The organism is Acetilactobacillus jinshanensis (genome assembly GCF_004359375.1).
Classification (GTDB): domain Bacteria; phylum Bacillota; class Bacilli; order Lactobacillales; family Lactobacillaceae; genus Acetilactobacillus; species Acetilactobacillus jinshanensis.
On sequence record NZ_CP034726.1, the window covers coordinates 781,427 to 801,084 of the forward strand.

Annotated in this window: 19 protein-coding genes and 1 pseudogene; 2 read left to right on the forward strand and 18 right to left on the reverse strand. The window is 38.1% G+C overall.

Features of this window, described 5'->3' with window-relative positions:
* Positions 1-26: 26 nt before the first annotated feature.
* Both ELX58_RS03600 and ELX58_RS03605 read right to left on the reverse strand, forming a co-directional pair.
* Positions 27-1,334 (reverse strand): replication-associated recombination protein A, encoded by a 1,308-nt coding sequence (locus ELX58_RS03600; RefSeq protein ID WP_133441797.1) that lies wholly within the window; start codon positions 1,332-1,334, stop codon positions 27-29.
* Positions 1,335-2,690: an amino acid permease gene (locus ELX58_RS03605; protein WP_133441798.1), complete on the reverse strand. Its 1,356-nt coding sequence runs from the start codon at positions 2,688-2,690 to the stop codon at positions 1,335-1,337.
* A gap of 242 nt (positions 2,691-2,932) precedes the next feature.
* On the opposite strand from ELX58_RS03605, the gene ELX58_RS03610 reads away from it, so the two are divergent.
* Positions 2,933-4,381: a helix-turn-helix domain-containing protein gene (locus ELX58_RS03610; protein WP_133441799.1), complete on the forward strand. Its 1,449-nt coding sequence runs from the start codon at positions 2,933-2,935 to the stop codon at positions 4,379-4,381.
* A 67-nt stretch (positions 4,382-4,448) separates the two neighbouring features.
* Here ELX58_RS03610 and ELX58_RS03615 read toward each other — a convergent pair whose 3' ends face one another.
* The 7 genes from ELX58_RS03615 to ELX58_RS08070 all read right to left on the reverse strand — a co-directional run bounded on the left by ELX58_RS03615 (position 4,449) and on the right by ELX58_RS08070 (position 8,624).
* Complete coding sequence (locus ELX58_RS03615; RefSeq protein ID WP_133441800.1) at positions 4,449-4,706, reverse strand: hypothetical protein; 258 nt, start codon at positions 4,704-4,706, stop codon at positions 4,449-4,451.
* 38 nt (positions 4,707-4,744) lie between these two features.
* Complete coding sequence (locus tag ELX58_RS03620; protein ID WP_133441801.1) at positions 4,745-5,581, reverse strand: hypothetical protein; 837 nt, start codon at positions 5,579-5,581, stop codon at positions 4,745-4,747.
* Between the two features lie 255 nt (positions 5,582-5,836).
* A complete protein-coding gene (locus ELX58_RS03625; RefSeq protein ID WP_133441802.1) occupies positions 5,837-6,058 on the reverse strand; it encodes a hypothetical protein in 222 nt (73 codons plus the stop codon).
* Positions 6,058-6,843 carry a ParA family protein gene (locus tag ELX58_RS03630; RefSeq protein WP_133441803.1) on the reverse strand — a complete coding sequence of 262 codons (786 nt, stop codon included), beginning with the start codon at positions 6,841-6,843 and terminating at the stop codon, positions 6,058-6,060. Before ELX58_RS03630 ends, ELX58_RS03625 begins: the two co-directional genes overlap by 1 nt.
* Positions 6,844-7,232: 389 nt before the next feature.
* Positions 7,233-7,748 carry a hypothetical protein gene (locus ELX58_RS03635; protein ID WP_133441804.1) on the reverse strand — a complete coding sequence of 172 codons (516 nt, stop codon included), beginning with the start codon at positions 7,746-7,748 and terminating at the stop codon, positions 7,233-7,235.
* A gap of 370 nt (positions 7,749-8,118) precedes the next feature.
* Positions 8,119-8,334, reverse strand: a complete 216-nt coding sequence (locus ELX58_RS03640; protein WP_133441805.1) for a hypothetical protein — start codon at positions 8,332-8,334, stop codon at positions 8,119-8,121.
* 158 nt (positions 8,335-8,492) lie between these two features.
* Positions 8,493-8,624: a hypothetical protein gene (locus tag ELX58_RS08070; RefSeq protein ID WP_257791766.1), complete on the reverse strand. Its 132-nt coding sequence runs from the start codon at positions 8,622-8,624 to the stop codon at positions 8,493-8,495.
* Positions 8,625-9,401: 777 nt separating this feature from the next.
* Here ELX58_RS08070 and ELX58_RS03645 point away from each other — a divergent pair.
* Entirely contained in the window at positions 9,402-10,328 is a 927-nt protein-coding gene (locus ELX58_RS03645; protein ID WP_257791768.1) for an Abi family protein, read from the forward strand.
* Positions 10,329-10,504: 176 nt separating this feature from the next.
* Here the strand turns inward: ELX58_RS03645 and ELX58_RS03650 are convergent, their stop codons facing one another.
* From ELX58_RS03650 to ELX58_RS03690, 9 genes and pseudogenes are all read right to left on the reverse strand, one after another.
* Complete coding sequence (locus ELX58_RS03650; protein ID WP_133441184.1) at positions 10,505-11,851, reverse strand: IS3 family transposase; 1,347 nt, start codon at positions 11,849-11,851, stop codon at positions 10,505-10,507.
* Between the two features lie 432 nt (positions 11,852-12,283).
* The gene (locus ELX58_RS03655; RefSeq protein ID WP_133441807.1) at positions 12,284-12,946 is read right to left on the reverse strand and encodes a hypothetical protein; all 663 of its coding nucleotides are present in this window, start codon (positions 12,944-12,946) and stop codon (positions 12,284-12,286) included.
* 137 nt (positions 12,947-13,083) lie between these two features.
* Positions 13,084-13,965, reverse strand: coding sequence for a hypothetical protein (locus ELX58_RS03660; protein ID WP_133441808.1), 882 nt, complete (start codon positions 13,963-13,965; stop codon positions 13,084-13,086).
* A gap of 28 nt (positions 13,966-13,993) precedes the next feature.
* Complete coding sequence (locus ELX58_RS03665; RefSeq protein ID WP_133441809.1) at positions 13,994-14,746, reverse strand: hypothetical protein; 753 nt, start codon at positions 14,744-14,746, stop codon at positions 13,994-13,996.
* A gap of 28 nt (positions 14,747-14,774) precedes the next feature.
* The gene (locus tag ELX58_RS03670) at positions 14,775-15,080 is read right to left on the reverse strand and encodes a hypothetical protein (RefSeq protein WP_133441810.1); all 306 of its coding nucleotides are present in this window, start codon (positions 15,078-15,080) and stop codon (positions 14,775-14,777) included.
* A 247-nt stretch (positions 15,081-15,327) separates the two neighbouring features.
* Positions 15,328-15,888 (reverse strand): annotated as a pseudogene (gene def / locus ELX58_RS03675) (peptide deformylase); the annotation flags it as partial.
* A gap of 13 nt (positions 15,889-15,901) precedes the next feature.
* Positions 15,902-17,230 (reverse strand): C1 family peptidase, encoded by a 1,329-nt coding sequence (locus ELX58_RS03680; RefSeq protein ID WP_133441812.1) that lies wholly within the window; start codon positions 17,228-17,230, stop codon positions 15,902-15,904.
* A 180-nt stretch (positions 17,231-17,410) separates the two neighbouring features.
* Positions 17,411-17,722 carry a hypothetical protein gene (locus ELX58_RS03685; RefSeq protein ID WP_133441813.1) on the reverse strand — a complete coding sequence of 104 codons (312 nt, stop codon included), beginning with the start codon at positions 17,720-17,722 and terminating at the stop codon, positions 17,411-17,413.
* Between the two features lie 191 nt (positions 17,723-17,913).
* Positions 17,914-19,260: an APC family permease gene (locus ELX58_RS03690; RefSeq protein WP_133441814.1), complete on the reverse strand. Its 1,347-nt coding sequence runs from the start codon at positions 19,258-19,260 to the stop codon at positions 17,914-17,916.
* Positions 19,261-19,658: the final 398 nt, after the last annotated feature.

Here is a 19,658-nt window from a genome sequence, read left to right on the forward strand (position 1 = left end):
ATTGCATCTTGATTATTTTCATTTGACTAAAACAACCACTTTTTCCACGTCTTATCCTTCGGTGTTTTACCTTCCGCAATCAATAGCCGATAATACTGTTTCTTGAAGTTAGCTTCGTCACCATTAGCTTTTGGTCGGTAAAACTGTTCATTCGTTAACTGTGTTGGCAAATATTGCTGCTTAACCCAGTCATGCGGATAATCATGGGGATATTTATAATGCAAACCGTGACCTAATTGGTGGGCGCCTTTATAATGGGTGTCTTTTAAGTCTTCCGGAATGTGTCCCAAATGACCCTTTCGAATGCTAGTAATGGCGTGATCTAAAGCGTTCATCCCGCTATTCGATTTCTGTGATAAACACAGGATAATAACGGCATCAGCAATCGGAATTCGCCCTTCCGGTAAACCTAAGTGTAAAGCGGCTCGAATCGCTTCGGTCGTAAAAATGCAAGCTTCAGGATTAGCCAAACCGATATCTTCATACGGGATCACGCTTAACCGCCGGCAGATTGAATCCAAATCACCGCCGTTGATCAAACGGGCAACATAATACAAAGCTGCGTCAACGTCACTACCACGAATCGATTTCTGCATCGCTGAAATCAAATCATAATGGGCATCGCCACCCTTATCAACGGTAAAAGCTTTCTGCTGCAAACATTCCTCCATATCGGATAACTTAACGTGAATTTTACCATTTTTATCCTTATCGGTTGACTTCACAGCTAATTCCAAAGCGTTTAAAGCCACCCGAGCGTCACCATTGGCTCGCTGGCACAGAAAATCTTCCGCATCCGAATCCATCTTAACCGGATATTTACCCAGGCCGTTCTGCTGATCCTTTAAAGCTCGGTCTACAGCAACCTTAATATCCTTTGCGGTTAACGGGTGGACCTGAAAGATCTGGACCCGGCTCCGGATAGCTGGGTTAATGTTAAGGTACGGATTTTCGGTCGTGGCACCGATTAAAATCACGTGACCATCTTCAGTTAATGATAATAAATAGTCCTGATCAGATTTATTCATCCGATGAATTTCGTCAATAAATAAAACGATCGTGCCAACCTTATGGGCATATTTGGCCATTGCTTCTAAATCTTTTTTAGTATCGTTCGCAGCATTTAGACTGCGAAACGGGTACTTAGTACTTCCGGCAATCGCTTCCGCAATACTGGTTTTACCGGTACCCGGTGGACCATATAAGATCATGCTAGACAAAACTCGTGACTTCACCATCCGGGTAATAATTTTTCCGGGACCGATCAACTGCGGCTGACCAATCACGTCTTCAATTTTACGGGGTCGCATCCGATAAGCCAATGGTCTTAGCATTTAATCCACCTTCTTATTTTTAAGATAATCCGAAATATATTTACCAGCGTATAAAATCGCTAATAGGATTAACGAATCCATCAACGCCATTAACGTGCTCTTCTGTAACAGTAAAACAATAACCACGAATAACATAAATGCTAACGTGTAGTAATCAGAAAATGGGTACCACGGAATTCGAAACGAGCCTAACTTATAATTAGTTTTTCGATAACGGAGATGAGTTAATACGATCAAGATCCAGATCAATAGGAAACAAGTCGTCGACATCCCGGTAATCAAGGTAAAGGCACCCTTTGAAATCATTAAATTCAACGGAATGGCGGCCGCAATCCCAATGATCGATAAAATCACAGCATGCATCGGCACGTGATGCTTAGATAACGAATCAAAGAAGCGGCCGAGTTTGGTTTTACGGTTAGTCAGCGAGAAAACCATTCGACTGGTTGTATAAATCCCACTGTTGCATGATGATAATGCAGCGGTTAAGACCACGAAGTTAATAATGGCCGCAGCAGAACGAATACCCAGATTAGAAAAGACCTGAACGAACGGACTGGTCGATGCTGAAATTCGGTTCCATGGATAAATGCACATCAAAGCTAATAACGAACCCACATAAAATAATAGGATACGGGTTGGGACACTGTTGATGCATTTCGGTAATTCTTTCTCTGGATTTTGGGTCTCCGAAGCGGTCATCCCAATCATTTCGATCCCAGTAAAACTAAATGTCAGCATCTGAAATGACATGATAAAGCCTTTGATCCCATGAGCAAAGAAGCCATGATTAACTAAATTCATCGGTGTGGCATGACCAGCATTGGTCTTAACGTCAAACAGAACCAAGACGATCCCAGTAATGATCAAAATCACGATTGCCACAATCTTAATCAACGCAAACCAGAATTCAGCTTCACCGAAAATTGAAACGTCAGATGTATTAATTAAAAATAAAATCGCTAGAACGATTAATCCGGTTACCCACGCTGGCAAGCCCGGAAACCAGAACTGCATATACAGTCCAGTTGCCGTTACATCGGCCATTGCCATCGTGATCCAGCAGAACCAGTAGACCCAGCCAGCAACAAAACCGGTGCGGTGCCCTAGATATTTACCGATAAATTCGATGTACGAACTGCAGTTGGGATCGGACATTAATAGTTCACCCAAAGCTCGCATTAGAAAAAAGAACGCCAGACCGGCGATCAGATAAGCTACAATCAACGAAGGTCCAGCAAAATGGATTGACTGACCGGCTCCCAAGAAGAGACCGGTACCGATGGCGCCGCCTAAGGCCATTAATTCAACGTGACGCGACTTTAGGCCACGTGCCAGTCCTTTATGCTTATTCATATAAAATCAAAACCCCTTAATTCATTAGCTAACCATTATTATAACAGACGATCAGCCTCGATATATTTAATCTTTGATGGTTTGTGATCCACTCTATAATTAACCGATAGAGCTATATAGCTTGACAGTTAAGCATTATTCCTAATATAATCCCTATTGAAGCCACTTTTACGTGGTAATTATTACATAGCTATTAAGATTTAAAATAATCTTATATCGAATATACAAAGGAAATTCACTTTATGGACATTAAAAGCATGAACGAGGCCTTAATGAGACACAATTCCCAGGTTGACCAACAGCCCCAGAATCCTGATCATAAGGCTAAAAAAGCTAAATCAACCATTAAATTATCAAAAACTCAACAAAAAGTCGTTAACTTAATCGCTGAAGCGCAGGCAACCCACCACAGCTTTAGAGGTACGAATAAGGATATACATAATAAGATCGGTGTGGCTTCTGGTTACGCCAGTCAGACCATTAATAAACTCTTCAAACATGGTTTAATTAACGTTAAGGGCAAAACCAGTAACCGTGCCATTACCTTAACTGATAAAGCTAAGCCGCTAGTTACTAAATCAAAGCCAACGTTAGTTAAGAAGCCGAAAGCACCAAAAATTGTTAAACCAGTTCAACCTAAACATAAAGCTCCAGACATTATGAAGATATGGAACCAAATGCCGAAAGCTCAACAAAAGATCTTCAGTAACATCGCTAGTGATACATCGAGTAATGACGATGATGATCGCCACGTGACCCGTTTAAGTAACGGTGATTTAGCTCGACAGTCAAAGGTTAGTCATACCTACGCTAGCGCTGCCGTGGGTCGACTTAAAAAAGCCGGTTTCATCAAGACCGCTGGCTTCACTGAAAACCGAATCATCTTTTTAGCTCCGATGGGTTACAAGATGCTTCAAATCCTGAAGGATAACGGTCACAAGTTACAGCAGATGGCCAATAAGTTGCCGAAGCTTCAGTCTAAAGTCTTCTCTCTAATTTTCCATAACATGAAGAAACCGGATCAGGGTAAAGATCTAATCTGCCATCTTACTAACAAGCAGATTTCACAGAAGCTTCACGTTAAGTACTCAAGTACGACCGCTACGTTAGCCGTTCTACGTAAGAAACACTTGATCCGTAATTCTGGTACCGGCTCCAAACGCATTATGATCTTAACACCTAAGGGCCGCCACTTAGCTAAGCACGTCGATCCAAATTATAATCATGCCCGTAGCCAGAAAAGTTCAATTATGATCGGGACCAACCGGATCAACCTTAACGATTTAGTCCCGTTAAACGTTCATTCACCAATCTATCCATACGAATTAATTTTCAAACGTGGTGATAAGGACAGTGAAGCCAACCCGTTCGTTAATGGCAACGACGAAATCACCTTAAAAGGTTCTAAATTCTTCGAACTCCTTAAGAAGTACGATGCCGTTCGTTTCTATCAGGATCAGGCTCATCCCGACATCATCGGTTTAAAACCATGCCGACCGAACCGCAGCGATCCTGCCGTTGTTAAATTAATCAAGCATAATCACCGAATCGTCATCTGGAGCTACATGCTAGTTCAGGCCTTTAACCGTAACGCTAAGCCGGGTACGTCTCAGCATCTGTACATCCCTGGCAAGAAGTTGAATAACATTATCCTGTTCAACTCAGCTAAGGTGCAGGAGTACTTTAAATAAGAATTAAAGATATTCAAATTAATTTTATCCCGATAGTTATTAATTAACTACCGGGATTTTTTATTAGTTATTGATAGCTCTTCGCAATCAGGATTGTTACGACCCCAATAATGATAATAATGGCAACGAAGACCCACGTGATCTGTTCTGGAACCCGATCCGGGTTTTCCATCTTAAAGTCAAAAATCACACCGTGAAGCCAGCTTAAAAAAGCGTCGCCCCATTTGTACTTGCGCAAGAACTTTTCGATCTTAGACCAGTATTTATAGCCGAAAAAGATGGCTAGAGCGATGATTAAGACAATGATTAAAAATTTGATCATCATTTATAACTCCTTAAATTAGATTCGATTACCTAGAGGTTTTAACGTTGGAAAGCGCGGTCCAAAATTGCGCGAATCGTCTGCCGATCATTATGAATTTGCCAGCGTTCATCGTCAGTAAAACTCATTTTCGGTAAATAACGTGGCTGACGAAGCGCTTCTAACCCATGGAGCCGATGAAGTAATAAGGTTCCCAGATAAATATTATCGTCCTGAGCCAAGTGCTCGCTGCGAATGGCGCGCTGTTGCTGACGAGTTGGATAATAATAATACTGCCGTAAGATCATGTAATTGACCTTTGGCAAGTAACTTAAACGGAAAATTAGCTGACGAACTAATGAAATCTGGCACTGTTGGTGTTTCGGTGGTCGTTTAACGACTCGGCACCAACTACTGAGGACCCGTTCAACTTTATTGCGAGACCATTCTTTGTACATCCCAAAGTCTTCGTCATCAGCTTGATCCAAGCGCTTGATTTGCGGATACTTCGTGAACTTCTTTTGCAGAACGTTAATGATGCTGTGAAACGCATCAGCGAGCTGCCGAAACTGCAGGGTGCCCACCATCGACTTCGATAAGTTCGGTGATTGGCGATACTTCATGAGTTTTCTTTCCAACTTATGGACGGCGTAGTTAAACTTTAGATAATCCAGGTCCTTAGCTTTAACGACTTCCGTAAGCCGAGGCTGCTGTTCCATCGGATGGTAAAAGAGTTCAGCCAATAGAGCCTGCTCTTTGGGTGAAAGATAGGACATCCGAAAGTAAAACTGTTCCATGTACTTGAGGCCGTTCAGTGTCAATCGATCAAAGTGATGATCTAAGTTGTACCACGCCTTTAAAACGTGACGGACCTGACGACCGTTCCAATTCTTTTTCAAAGTACACGTCACCGCCCTTTCACTGTTATTTTAAGGCTTATCGGCTCCAAAAACACACATTTTTGAAGCTAATTTAGGTAAATTAAAAGAGTTAAGAATGTATCGCAGTTCTTAACTCTCTTTGTGGAAGGATTATTTAATTGGTGCCGCTGCCTTACGACGGCGACAATGGATTAAGTTTAATACAAACTTAATTACCATTCTAGTATATCAAAAATCGATGACTTTTTTAACCTCTAAGAAGGTTAAATTTGTTTATTTGAAGTGCTTAGAATTAATAGCATATTCCAGCATTGCGTCAACGACGTCGATCATCTTCTGATCACTGAAAAATGCCCGTTTTTTGATTTCACGATAGATGCTGTCCCGGATCTGAACGGGATGGCTACCTTCGCTCTTCTGATTAAAGGGACTCTTTGCATGACCAATCTGATGATCAGCTTGTTGATTCATCTTTTTCAAGAAGTCGTCACTCATCACTTTGCCCCTTTCATTCGACTTAATTCTTCGTTCACGGTACCTCTGTACATCTTCAAAGCTCGACGATCCCAGTAATCCTTGTTATGGATTCCCTCGTCACCAAAGACTTTGATGCGTTCCTGCTGCCAAATCGGGTGCTTATAAACGGCGCTGCCAAACGATTTTTTAGCTTCGTTTGAAATTTCCCGATCAGTCTTGGCGTGTTTCTTCACTAAATAAAGGATAACACCTAATAAACTGTATTTGGCCTCTTTAGGATAACTCTGTTTGAGCTGGTACATATATTGAGCGGTCTTTAAGACGGAAGTGTATGACTGACGCTGAGTCTGTAGAACTAATGATACGTAATCACTAGCTAACAAAGCGTTATTAGTGAAGGCTGATAACGTCGGCGGAACGTCGATCAGAATAAAATCATACTTTGGTTTTAAAGGTGCTAAAACGTGCTTTAAAATCAAATTTCGATCGTGCATGTTGTACTTCTCAATCTTTTCAGGCCATAAACTCAATGACCAGTCCGATGGAATAATGTCCATCTTTGGGTCGAGGTGAACGATGCTGTGCGTTAAATCAAAATGAAGCAAGCCATTATATAGACTTACGGCAGGCTTCTGATGATTATTATAAGTATAGCTCATGATCTCGCTCGAATTAGCTTGCGGATCCAAATCGATTAATAGCACCCGTTTGCCCATGTGGCGAAGTAGATAAGCTGTGATGACCGTAATTGCGGTTTTCCCACAACCACCTTTAAAAGCACTGTGGAGTAATGTCTTGCCCATGTTCTGATCCTCCTAACACACCTATTATCATATCATTTCCATAATTAATAATAAAGAACAAATTATGAAAATTTTATTATAAATAATTTATAACTTTTAGATGTAAAAGAAAACACGCTTTGTAATGAAGCATGCTCCTCTTTAAGTGACCTTATAACTACTATAATCACAATTAAATTTACATTAATTATTTACATTAATTATAGAATCTACGTTATAAAAAGGAGCTTCGTTCTAATAATTAGAATGAAGCTCCTTTTTACGTATAATTTGTTTAGGTCTATTTAATGAGTTCGCTTCAAGATAAATTACTTAAAACAAATCCTGCATATCACATCGATCATAAAGACTACCAAATAATTCAATTAACTGCGTTTGCTGAAGTTGCGCTAAGTGCCCTTTAATTGTTCAGATTCCATTAGAAAAATCATCATCATTATATCTAATTGATCCTGATTAAAAGTGTCAAAACGAATGCCTGGCTTCAAAGATTTTACTATCTTTTTAACGTCAGATATGTGATGACGAGCATCACTATCGGTAACATCTTTAAATTCTTTCGGCGGATGAGTTATATAACGATTAATCATCGTTTTTAGCAAATCACACTGAACATCATTAATAATACTTTCTTGGCGTTTCCTAGCGTTAGCTTTCGCTTCGGCTAATTTCTGTTGATGTTGTTGCCACTCTTTTTCCTGCTCGATTCGAAGTGCTTCATCATTAATCTGATAATCTGCCATCTTAGCTAATCCACAAGTAACAGCAGCACACTCTTTAGTCTGAGAAGCTTTAAAGAAATTACCCATGACTCTAGTATAATTAACGACCATGTTGTACATGGCATTAGTCTCCCCACTATGAGGAATGTGCGCGTATTTCTTATTATTTTTGATGCTAGCCAACTAATGTAAGCATCATCACGATTCACCTTATATTTGCGTAATTCGCTAACGACATCGGTGAATAGTGGATAATTTTTCTGACTAAAGAGATCAGCAAAGTAAAAACGTTTTTGATAATGCTACACAGCTTGGTGGTAATCTTTATCAAAGATAAATGCTGACAAAAGAATTTGTCGATTATAACGAACGTTAAGACTAATAATACCTTTGCCAAAGCCTTGACTCATTAATTCGATTTCGTGCATGTTTATTTTAGAGATGGATTAATCATGTCCTTAATTATAAATTGATGCTAGTATATCAAATATCAAGAAGTTACACAAAAAGACCATCACAGAATCACCCGCAATGGTCTCGTCACAAAGGAAATCTAAACTCTAGGTAAGATATGTACGTCACTATTTAAAACCTTATGGGATACACCTAGTTCATCCTTCAAACTAATATATGGATAATTATCGTTGTAATGAGGATTAGGCACCTTTAAATTATATACTTTGGGATTGACGCCCAAACGAGCATAAAACCAACTACTAGTGGGTCCATAACTATATTTTTTGATTAACGCATTTTTTCTTAGCAACAAGATCAAGCCTTCTTCTGACTATTAGTATAGATAAGCATGATCAATGATATCTATTGTCAATTTCTAAGAAGGGACTGTTGAATGTACATGAAAAGCCACACAAATTAAATCTTTGCGTGGCCTCATAATTATTATTAACTTAATTTACGATTTTCTAATCAATATTTGTCGGCTTCTTTAGCGGCTTCATCATAGCCTTTTTGGGCTACATCTAAGCCGTCTTTCGATTGAAGAAATTTTTGATCAGGGATAATTTTATGAAATAATTCAATTTCTTTTTTGGAGAACATATTAATTACCTCCTTTGCCTATCAGTGTAGCACAGTTCTTAAACATCCATTGACAATTTAATGCATCTACATAATTAGAATGCTTTCTAATCAGTAAGTCATTTAATACAGCATCTAAAAGGATAGCTTCTTGATATAACACTGGGCCTAAGCATTTCTTAACGGTCGACACTTTTACAACGTTTTGTTTAACATTTATGCTCCATGTACTTATATAGGTAATTAAACTTATTTCCGTTCGCTTAATGTCTTTATATAGATGTAATTAGATGTAATCGGCTTAATCGGCTATTTTCATTATTTGTACTACATAATAACTCATATTCTTGATGCACTTGTTTATTATATGATTCAAGATTTTTCCTTAGAGAAATTAATCGTCTTGCTGTATGCACCCTCACTTCACGATTCAACGTTAATTGCTTCTCTATATTAGCGAAATTTCCATTAAGCATATCCAGTAATTTCTTAACAATGGATTTAGATATTATCCACATGTACTCATCCCTTTCTTCATTATTAATTACGTAAATTACAGCTAAAATATTTCCAAAAGGCATGATTTATTCAAAATGTTAAATTATTTTGATACTATAAAGATGAAGATTGTTGTAAATCATGTGTCATCTAGGTAACGAGGCGTCGTAAAGAATGAAGACTAGATTAACAAATAAGAACAATTCACTCCCTGGTGACACACTTAAGAAATTGATAAATCACATCCGAAAGGTGGATAAAATATCGATAAAAGATTCTGATGAAAAGTATCTTTCTTTAATGGGATATTTCCATGGGTATCAAGCATGCCGTTTTGTGCGTACAGATTCACCCCATAATTCACTAAATATAAAACGATTTTCGCAAATTCGTAACATTTACAATGTGAACGATCAACTCAAACTACTTTTTTATCCGATCATTATGCAATTAGAAACGGCTTTAAAGAGTCGGATCATTGATATTCTTGCAAGTAATCATCACTGTTATTTGCATGATATTTTTGCCAATTGCTTAAATGGTTACAAAGATATTATTCCACATAACAGTAAATTAAGACGTAAACGCAGAGATCGAATTAAAAATAAATATCGGATCGAGGGAAAATTATATAACGCAATGTCTAGAAATATAGGTAATGACACGATTAATTATTACGTTAAAAGAAATCAAGAGGTCCCGATTTGGGCGATTTTTGAATTTATAACGTTAGGAACGTTTGGCTATTTTGTGGATCTTTTAAATTTAGACATCCGTAAAAAATTGGAAGAATCGATCGGGATTATTGATAATCAAGACCTTAAAATGATGGATAACTATTCTCATGATGATACCTATAAAAAATACACATTTATTTGTACCCATTTATTTTTATTGAATGATTTAAGAGATGCCGTTGCGCATAATAAAATCATTTTTGACTGTCGATTTAGATCCGCTAATTCTAGTGAAGCTGTGAAATATCAATTACGGAGAAAATTTCATATGAAACAACCCGTTACTTTTAATAGTATCGTTGACTACTTTACGTTAACTAGCTTCTATCAATATAAATTAGGAATCAACGTAAAATATATCTATGCTGAACAACATCAACTACATGATATTTTATTATCATTTTTAAATCATGAAGGTGAAAGTAATTTTGACAAAGCCTTTGGTCAAGATGCCTTTAAGAAATTACATCAAATTAATTTTAAGATTTGACATCCGTTTAAAAAGTTATTACCGTTGTAAGTGCTAATTGAGGTAGTGTAAAAGCACCATCCTGAACAAGCTGTTCTCTGCATTTTCTAATGTAGATGCGACGGCTTATTCATACATATAAGAAAAGCCACATGATCTGCACCCATAAAATTGGACAATTTATTAATGTTATTTAACTAGGCTATAAGAAATTTTCGGTACTCAACCGGAGATTTATAACCTAGTTTTTTCTTTGGGCGAATATTGTTATAGTACCATATCCAATACTTAAGTGCCTTAATTAACTGACCTTCGGTCTGATAATGTTTATCCATTACTCCAACCTTCATCAGATGAAAGAATGACTCCATTTGGGCGTTGTCATGACAGCGACCTTTACGAGACATCGATTGAATTGCACCATAATTCTTTAGAGTGTCTTGCCAAACGTGGCTTTGGTATTGAATTCCCTGATCGCTATGGACAATCGTTTTATATGGTAAATGAAGTTTCTTTAATGTATTCAGGCCCCTAATTAATGGCTTTAAGGTGAAACCTACGGTTGGATGATTACTGATATTGAATGCGATAATTTCATCGGTCGCTAAATCCATATATGGCGATATATAGATGCGATGATGAATATCTTGATTCCCGTATCTACACTCGCTTACATCAGTCGTTGTCTTGCGTCCAAATAATTTAGTTTTAAAGTTCCCACCAAGTACGTTAGGAGCTATCTTGCCAACCTGACCATGATATGAATTATATTTACGCTTTTTCTTGCTGAAAGCCGTACATTGCCAGCCATACATCTGAATAATTCTTTGGACCCGCTTATGATTTATATGGACAGTGTTTCTTAAAATGCCTGTAATTGTACGGTACCCAAATTTATAGTTAGATATTTCTCTTATTTTGTAAATTGTATGAGCTAATTTTAAATTATATGCGTCACGATGAGAAAGCGACGCTTTCTTCTTGTAATAATAGCTACTTCGGGGAATATCAAGTATCTTTAAGATACGACTTATCGGGACTTGAGAATATTCCTTAATTATCCTATGAATACTGTCTATTTGGTCATAGTCTTTAGTCAAATTACTGTACCGACATTGGATTCTAAGTTCCAAATTTTGTTTTCGACAAGATTTTAATTGATTTATTAACGAGTCTATGTCATCATTCATCTTATGGGATTTATACTTAGATTTCATTGGGCGTAGATCTCCATTTTCTAATTTACGTTCCCAATAAAAGATTGTTGCTGGGAACGCAATATTAAAGTGAAGTGCTGTCTCTGGATAAGACTTGTGGTGAAGTACCATCCAGTTCAGCACTTTTAATTTATATTTAAAAGGATACACGCTCTTGGTATGGCTTACAACTAGGCCCTTAGAACCATATTTCTTATATTTGGCGACCCAACCCAATATCGTTGCACTACTTTTAATCCCATAGGTATGGTTCAACGTAGTTGAACCTATTCCCGACAAATAGGCTTTAACTGCATTTGCTTTAGTGTCAAAGTCAAAACTATACATAAAAAATGACCTCACTTTATTGAACAAATTTAATTGTCCAATAAAATGGGGTCACTACAACACAAAATAAAATTTTTTTGTGTGGCTTTTTATAATGATTATTAAATTAATCTACGATTTCTTTATTCTAAGCCTTCGATTTGACCCTCATCAGCGGCCTCTCGAGCTTCTTTAGAATTTAAAAACTTTTTAGTTATTTTTAAATGTTGAATATAACGAATATCTTTATCTGTTAGCATAATAAGCCCACCTTTTATAGTTACTAACTCAATTTGAGTATTTAATCAGTATTTATCGGCTTCTTTGGTTACTTTATCGTAGCTTTAATACCCTTATCCGATTCTAAAAACTTTATGTCGGAGACAATTTTATGAAAAATTCTAATTCCTGTTTTGAAAACATCTAAATTGTCTTTTTTGATTTAAATTATATTTAAATTCTCGTCGCCCACCTCAAAAATCTAATCACGTTCGGCACGCTAATCAAATTATGGAACGATACGAAGAACAAAATGAATAACACCATTACCGAACCGATCACAGCAAGGATTCGCCACCCGAAGTGACGACAGTACTTTTTGGTGTTACTAGGAATATCTTCAGCACAGGAGCACGTGATACCAGAAATAATCTGATGTTTCCTTACCGAATAGATACTGTAGATCACCGGGAATTTTCTCGAGGCTTTAATCTGTTCCTTAGTCTGAACCAGGTATTCATTGTTGTGGCCAGTATTTCTTAATTCACTGATGATGTAGTAATTAACACCATTTACTTTGATACTATTGTGATTATATTTTATATTACCAATAATATAGGTCGCCGAATTATAAACGTTATAAAAGAATGGACCGAATAAAACACCGAACACTAGGATCAACAGAAAGACCGAATATATAATCTGAATAACGGCTTTAGCATACGATCCGACAATCCCATTGATGATCGCACAAATAATGTATAGTACAGCAAGTCCAAACGCGAATAGCATTAGGCCGAACATAATACTAAACGTTAATGGATTACCACGCCGCACACATGATTTTACTTTGGCATAATAAGTTATTAATTTTAAATGTTTTATATCATGTAACATATTAAAATTCCCTTTTCATCGGAAATTATAGCAATCTAGACTAATGATAGATAGCAAACGTAATCGGCTTTTAGTATAAATAAAAAAGACCTGACCTCAATTAAAGATTGGAATCAGATCTCATTCATGATTTAATTTTATTTCTTATTTGATTGATCCGATTTCTTTGGTTTGACTCGACTAGTGTTGACCGCTAAATCAGGTCGGCTAGTATTAGCTTGCGGATTCACCTGTGGTTTTCGACGAATCATTTGACGAGGACGACCAAACCGAATCTTGACGTTTTTATTTAAGCCCAAATTCTTACGGATCTGTTCAGCCTGCTGCAAACGGTTATGCGGCATGTACTTAGCATCGTTCTTGCGGACGGCTTCCATTAAATTCTTCGGTGGATGATTGTAGTGCCGTAAGCATACGGAGTACATATTCGGTCGACCATCTTTCTTATATAGATGGTGTTCTAAAGCATAATCATACTTCTTTTCGTTATATGCTGGGTGATTATTGATCACGTGAAGACGACGGTTCGCAACTCGATGACAGAAGATGCATCGGTGATGCAAATGATGACTCTTTGGCACTAACTTAATCAAGGCGTTGATTTGGGGCAACTTGTGATGCCATGAATCATAGTCAATACACGTGAAGATCACCGGTACGTTCGGATAGAAATCCCGGATTACCATGATCAGGGTAACCAGATAAACCGAGTTAATACACTGGGCTTCATCGATCATTACCCGTCGGATATGCGGGAAACGCTGATGAAACGCACTAACGGTCGGAATCCACTGGTTAGGATCATACGGTAACCGCATAGCGGCAAAGCGACCGTTGGGTGAATCAATGGAACCTAACGTAGCGTAACGTGCATGCTTCGGATCCTTATGCAAGAACGTCCACATGTTGATACACAGGTCACGCTGGTGCTGTTGATGATCGTGTAAAAAGATTCGTAATAGCATCGTGGACTTACCGGTCTGCGGCATCCCATAATACAAGACTGAATTCTTAATCATTGTTGATCACAAATCTCCTAATTTCAATTTACTGTTTCGGCTTCAACTTACTAAGGCTAGGTTCTAGAACCGCTTGAATACGACTGCCAGGAACGTAAACATGGTGCTGATAGTCAAAATTGTTGGCCCACAGATTACAGTTCAAAATCTGACGAACAGGTTTTAATAACTTAGCGAGGACCAGTAAATCATTATCACTAACGATGTACTTATTCTGTAAAGTCTTCAATAATCTGGACATCAGTTCGTTATTTCTGGAAATGTCATCAGCTTCGTTAAACTGCGGCTGTTCAATCACAAACCGTTTCCAGAAGTAGTCAAAAAACTTCTTGAATTCCTTGGTGCGTGGATTTAACGGGCTCTTTTTAAACTGCTTGAAAACGGTCTTCTTTTGATCATCGTTCATATCTTTTGAATACAGAGTGATCTGAGCGCCCTTCTTAAACTGTTCGGGATTGCGATAGCTCTGACCGAGCGGGAACGACAGATTAGTAAAGTAAACATACTGATCATTCTTCGGGACTAGCTTCTTATCCTTATCGATGCTTTCAGCAACGAACGTGTTCATCATACTGGTTAAGGTATGGTTATGATTATACGTTACCTGGTACTGAATGTTTTGACCGGTGGTTAACTGCCAATCAATGTCATGGTTAACCGGATCAACCTTAATGCGAGCTAAATTATCTAAATCGTTAGCGTGTAAAAAGACCAGGTAGATCCCAGCATCCAGCATAAAGTGTTCCTGTTCATCTAATTTGGTTAAATCTTTCGGGTCCATTTAACAAAAGCTCCCTCGTTATTTAACGCTATTTTTCGTAATCGTATTCCAATCGCTTTAATTCAAGCTTACCAATTGGAGTAACCCATTCGTTGCCTTTACCTTTTTTGGTATCAGGTTCTGGATGAATATTATCCTTAAGGTTGATTTGGCAATTCAAGAACTGATTATGATTAAAATCATCTAATCTTAATGTATCAGCAACCAAGTGGGTACTTTGTGGATCGACTTGGTTAGCTTTTTTAACCATGTCTTGGTAAGCCTTAACGTTATCTTTAGTAACGCCCTTCAATGATTTCAGGGCAATGTATGTAACTTTATCTTCTGGGTTCATGATAATTTCCCTTCTTTTTAACTACATAATAACAAAAATCCCTAATAATAGGAACAAAACCGTAAAGAAAAAGGCGCCATAATGGTGCCTGAACCAAAGTCAATCGTTAATGATTATCTTTCAAAACGTTCTGTTTGGTTTTAGCTTCGTTCTTGATGTAACTGCGAATTCGGACGGCTCGATAAGAATCGGTAGAGGCATCGTGATCTTTAGAGCCAAATTCTTTATCAGTATTCTTAGCGAAGTCCAACACCATTTCATGCGGTATTTCTGCATATCGATCAGCCTGATTGATGTGGTCATAAAATAGATGGCCATGAAGGTGGTCGATCTCATGCTGACAAACGATTGCTGGATAACCAACTAGATGTAAAAGGTGATGTTTACCGTGAACGTCTTGGTAATTAATGGTGACTTTCTTGGAACGGTGAACCAATCCAGGAATATCACGATCTACTGACAGACAACCTTCACCGGTAATCAGTGCACAATCCTGTTTGGACCGAGAAGTAATTACCGGATTGACCATCACGGCTTTTAACGCTGGTTTCGTAGCTTGTGGATGCATTTTATCCGGAACCAGAACGGCAACCATCATTTCATTCAGACCAACTTGTGGTGCTGCGATTCCAACACCGCCCATGATGTTGTACTTTTTTGCCTGAACCGGATCTTGACCGATCACAAGGTACTGCATCAAATCATGGGCTAATTTTTGTTGTTGTTGATTTAACGGAAATTTAATCGGGTGTGATTTACGTCGTAAAACGGGATTACCATCCTTGGTAATGTCTTTTGCTAAGATCATTATTAATCATCCCTTAAATTTCAAAGAACGTAGCGATTGGATCCCAAGGTTTCAGAACCTTAGCCTTCTGCTTATTAATGGCCTGTTGAGCTTTCGGTAAGTACTGGAGCTTAACGGCAACGCTATAAACGTACTTGTCCATCCAGTCATCTGACATCACGAAGTAACCCTTATGGCCAACTTTCGAACCCCAACTGTTCTGAACTTTCCAACGGGTTGGTTTACCATGAACTAAATCGACACCGGTCAATGCCATATCATGTGATGAGCAGCCCATCCGATAATTCAAACGCTGGGCTTTGGTAGTACTTAAGTTTAAGTTAAAGAGCTTGTCGTAACGATATAACTTACCGTCTAATAAACCTTTCTTACGGTCGGACTGAGTAATGACATCATTGCCGAACCAAACGGGATCGCCATGCTTTAACTGTTTAATGGCAGCCTGCTTCAAATACTTCATCGGCATGTTAAGGAAGACGTTCTTTTTACCACCAACGACGTTATCATCAGTTGGTAAAACGTACTTCTGGTTCATCTTTTGGTCTGGTGAATTCAAGGCAACTACGTATTGATCTAAATCAATTTTGACGTACTTCTTGTAGAATTTTTTGGGTGTTAAACCCTTGTCAATATGATATTTACCATTGTCATCTTTGTATTCAAAATCGAACTTCTTCGGTGGAACACCAAAACAGTAAGCAACGATCCGGTAGTCTTCACTTAGCATGTGACGCTGAGTGTCAACCAATTCTTCTTTAGTATCACCGTTTTGAACCATCTGACGTAAACGAATCGCATCCCGACGTAACTTCATAGCTAAGACCCGGCCAAAGCGCATCGTGTTATTAGTGACGACATTGTCAGGATAAATAGACTGTGGGATAATGCCGTACTTTTCAACGATGGCAACGTCCTTGGCCCAGATACCACCTTCGTCACCGGCTGATGCCATGATCGAAGTTACCATTCGGTCACGGAGTGGCTTCTTAGCGGTATCAATGATTCGACCATAGAAGATATTGGCACGTTCAATTTTGTCCCAGAAGAATTCGTACTTCTGTGATAACTGAAAATCTTTAACACCGATTCGTTTAGCAACGTGCTGCTTTAATTCATTCAGAAATGAAAATAACCAGCAACGGCCACTCATCTTCTGGTTGGAAACCTTACCCGTTGGGATTTCAACGGAAAATGTTGGCTGTAACTTGCTGACTTCCTGCGGATCTTCAGCAGTCTTCAAAAGACCATTGTTTTGAATCGCGTGCGAAATAACATCGTGTTCAGGCTGTTTCTTAAGGTCATTGTTAAAATCATCAATATCTTTAGCATTTAATTGATACATCCATAATCACCTTTAATCTCGATAATATAAACTTACATTTATATAGTATCGGTGATAGTTCCCTAAATCAATAACATTTACTTATTAATTACAATTAAAGTAAATTATAGCACCTTATATAATTAATTATAAATTATTGATAATAAATAATTTAGATTTTTAATAAAATAAGCCATGATCTTAACGATTCATGAACCACAGAAAAATATAAAATAGCACACTCATGATCATAAACTGCATAAATAATCGGTCCATTTTAGCTTGCCAATGATGATTATTAAAATCGATTTTATCGAACCAGTCGATCTTTTTGGACGTATGTCGATCCGTATCATATCGCAACATCATAATCACGATTGTATATGTATAAGCAATTGATGGAATGGCGAAATGGGTGAAGATAAAGAACCCGATCGTTAAATTAACCCCAATAATCAGAAAGATTAATGGGTTAACACAGATTGCGAACAACTTTTTAACTTCAGGTAACATATGATCACTCCCATCGATCTGATTTGAGTCTAGTCTAACATGACTGGTCATTTTTCAGGTACAATTAGCTTTCATTTTTATATATAAAAAAGCTCATTAAACATTTAATGTTTAATGAGCTTAACAGCATGGACTCAACCACACTAGTTCTCCTTAGCGCACTTTTAGAATATCTTAATCATTAAATTTAATCAATGATTATTACTATTTTCTACCGCATGCACCACGCACCCGATCACGATATATACAACGATCAGATACGGCACGATATTCATCGGAAACGGTGGGATTGGATACAGATTACTGATCAACGGGAAGCACAAAGCAACGATCGCTAAGACTGGGATAACAACACCCTTCAACAAAACGTGTTTAACAGTGGCTTGCTTACGGTGAAGATAAGCCATAATACCGATACAAACTAGAATGTAAACGGCTAAGAAACTTAAACCGGCAACGCCCATGTACATGGAATAGGCCATGTTATTACCGAATGGAATACCTAAGCCAACGTATTCAATTGCGTATAATACTAGGATTGTGGTTAAAGCTATGAATGGTGTTGCTAAATGCTTATTAAAACGACCTAGAGCCTTTGGTAAGTAGTGTTCCTTACCTAATGCGTATAGCATATAGGCACCCGCGTTCATGATACCCATGAACGAAGCCACGGAACTAATGGTGGTGGCAACGTCAATTAAAGTCGCCATACTGCCACCAGCGTAGGTTTGAGCTAAGTAATTCAACGGTGCTTTCGAATTAATTAACCCGTTAACGTGTGATTCACCATAGCCAATTACCTGAACGTAACTGACAGCGATAAAAATCAGTGCGACTAATATAATGGTAGAAATAATTGTTAACGGAATCGTTCGCTTCGGATTTTTGGTTCTAACTGCCATCGTGGTCGATTCTTCAAAACCAGCAAAACAAATGATAACGTAAATAATCCCTTGGCCAATGCCAGGTAAATTCTTAGCGTGCAGCGCAAACGGTTGAAGATTAATTCCGCTCATCCCGCCGTGCATCATGACCGCACCACAAACAACGGCTAAGATCATGATCGCAATGACTTCGATAATCAGTGAAATATCACTGGCCATCTTAATTCCGAGGAGGTTAATTAAATACAGGATCACTAGCATACTCAACGCAATTAGAACCGCTGAAGCTTTAACCCCAAAGCGCATTAACAGGACCTGAAGGAAATTAGTCGACATCGCAATTGCACCGGCACCACCGACAACGTAAACCAGCGTTAAGATCCAGCCGGTAATAAAGCCAGCACGTTCACCTAACGCTAGTTTATTATACGCATATACAGAGCCGACACCAGACGTCTGGCTAGCCATAATGGCAAAACAGGCACCTACTAAGAGAATTGCAATCCCGCCAAAGATAAAAGACAGTGGCATGTGAATTCCGGCAAATTTAGCAACGGCCGTAGTGTTAAACGCCATCGCACACGTCGGGGCAATCGCCGTAAACGAAATTGCTAACGTGTTAAGCAGCGACATCTTTTTTAATCGTGATTTCATATTTTTCACCCTTCGAATTAAAACCAATAGTTCTAATTATAACAACAACCACGACAACAAAAAATCCTCACAGTTTTTAGCAACCGTGAGGATCGTTCTTTCAAAATATTAAACCGCGATGAGCTCTCCACACAGCTGCTATGAATCTGTGCGGAGTGAAATCTTCAGACGTTCAATAATTGACTTTCTGTGTTCCGTACAGACGTGTAAAAGAATGCAGAAAGCCACCACCAGGCTTGGGTCATAACGTTATTCAAATGATCAAACTCGATAGATTTCAACATTTGATAGATCTCCTTTAAGCAACTTACAGTTATTATTCTAAACTTATGTTTTTATAAGTAAAGCCTTAATCAAATCTTTTTATAGATTTGTTTATATTTATACCTAAATCTGAT

Coding starts and splice junctions, on each gene's coding strand:
- ELX58_RS03645 (WP_257791768.1), top strand. CDS start 9,402: ATGGGATATTTCCATGGGTATCAAGCATGCCGTTTTGTGCGTACAGAT.
- ELX58_RS03650 (WP_133441184.1), bottom strand. CDS start 11,851: ATGTATAGTTTTGACTTTGACACTAAAGCAAATGCAGTTAAAGCCTAT.
- ELX58_RS03665 (WP_133441809.1), bottom strand. CDS start 14,746: ATGGACCCGAAAGATTTAACCAAATTAGATGAACAGGAACACTTTATG.
- ELX58_RS03600 (WP_133441797.1), bottom strand. CDS start 1,334: ATGCTAAGACCATTGGCTTATCGGATGCGACCCCGTAAAATTGAAGAC.
- ELX58_RS03680 (WP_133441812.1), bottom strand. CDS start 17,230: ATGTATCAATTAAATGCTAAAGATATTGATGATTTTAACAATGACCTT.
- ELX58_RS03625 (WP_133441802.1), bottom strand. CDS start 6,058: ATGAGTGACGACTTCTTGAAAAAGATGAATCAACAAGCTGATCATCAG.
- ELX58_RS03670 (WP_133441810.1), bottom strand. CDS start 15,080: ATGAACCCAGAAGATAAAGTTACATACATTGCCCTGAAATCATTGAAG.
- ELX58_RS03605 (WP_133441798.1), bottom strand. CDS start 2,690: ATGAATAAGCATAAAGGACTGGCACGTGGCCTAAAGTCGCGTCACGTT.
- ELX58_RS03685 (WP_133441813.1), bottom strand. CDS start 17,722: ATGTTACCTGAAGTTAAAAAGTTGTTCGCAATCTGTGTTAACCCATTA.
- ELX58_RS03655 (WP_133441807.1), bottom strand. CDS start 12,946: ATGTTACATGATATAAAACATTTAAAATTAATAACTTATTATGCCAAA.
- ELX58_RS03690 (WP_133441814.1), bottom strand. CDS start 19,260: ATGAAATCACGATTAAAAAAGATGTCGCTGCTTAACACGTTAGCAATT.
- ELX58_RS03630 (WP_133441803.1), bottom strand. CDS start 6,843: ATGGGCAAGACATTACTCCACAGTGCTTTTAAAGGTGGTTGTGGGAAA.
- ELX58_RS03610 (WP_133441799.1), top strand. CDS start 2,933: ATGGACATTAAAAGCATGAACGAGGCCTTAATGAGACACAATTCCCAG.
- ELX58_RS08070 (WP_257791766.1), bottom strand. CDS start 8,624: ATGTTCTCCAAAAAAGAAATTGAATTATTTCATAAAATTATCCCTGAT.
- ELX58_RS03615 (WP_133441800.1), bottom strand. CDS start 4,706: ATGATGATCAAATTTTTAATCATTGTCTTAATCATCGCTCTAGCCATC.
- ELX58_RS03660 (WP_133441808.1), bottom strand. CDS start 13,965: ATGATTAAGAATTCAGTCTTGTATTATGGGATGCCGCAGACCGGTAAG.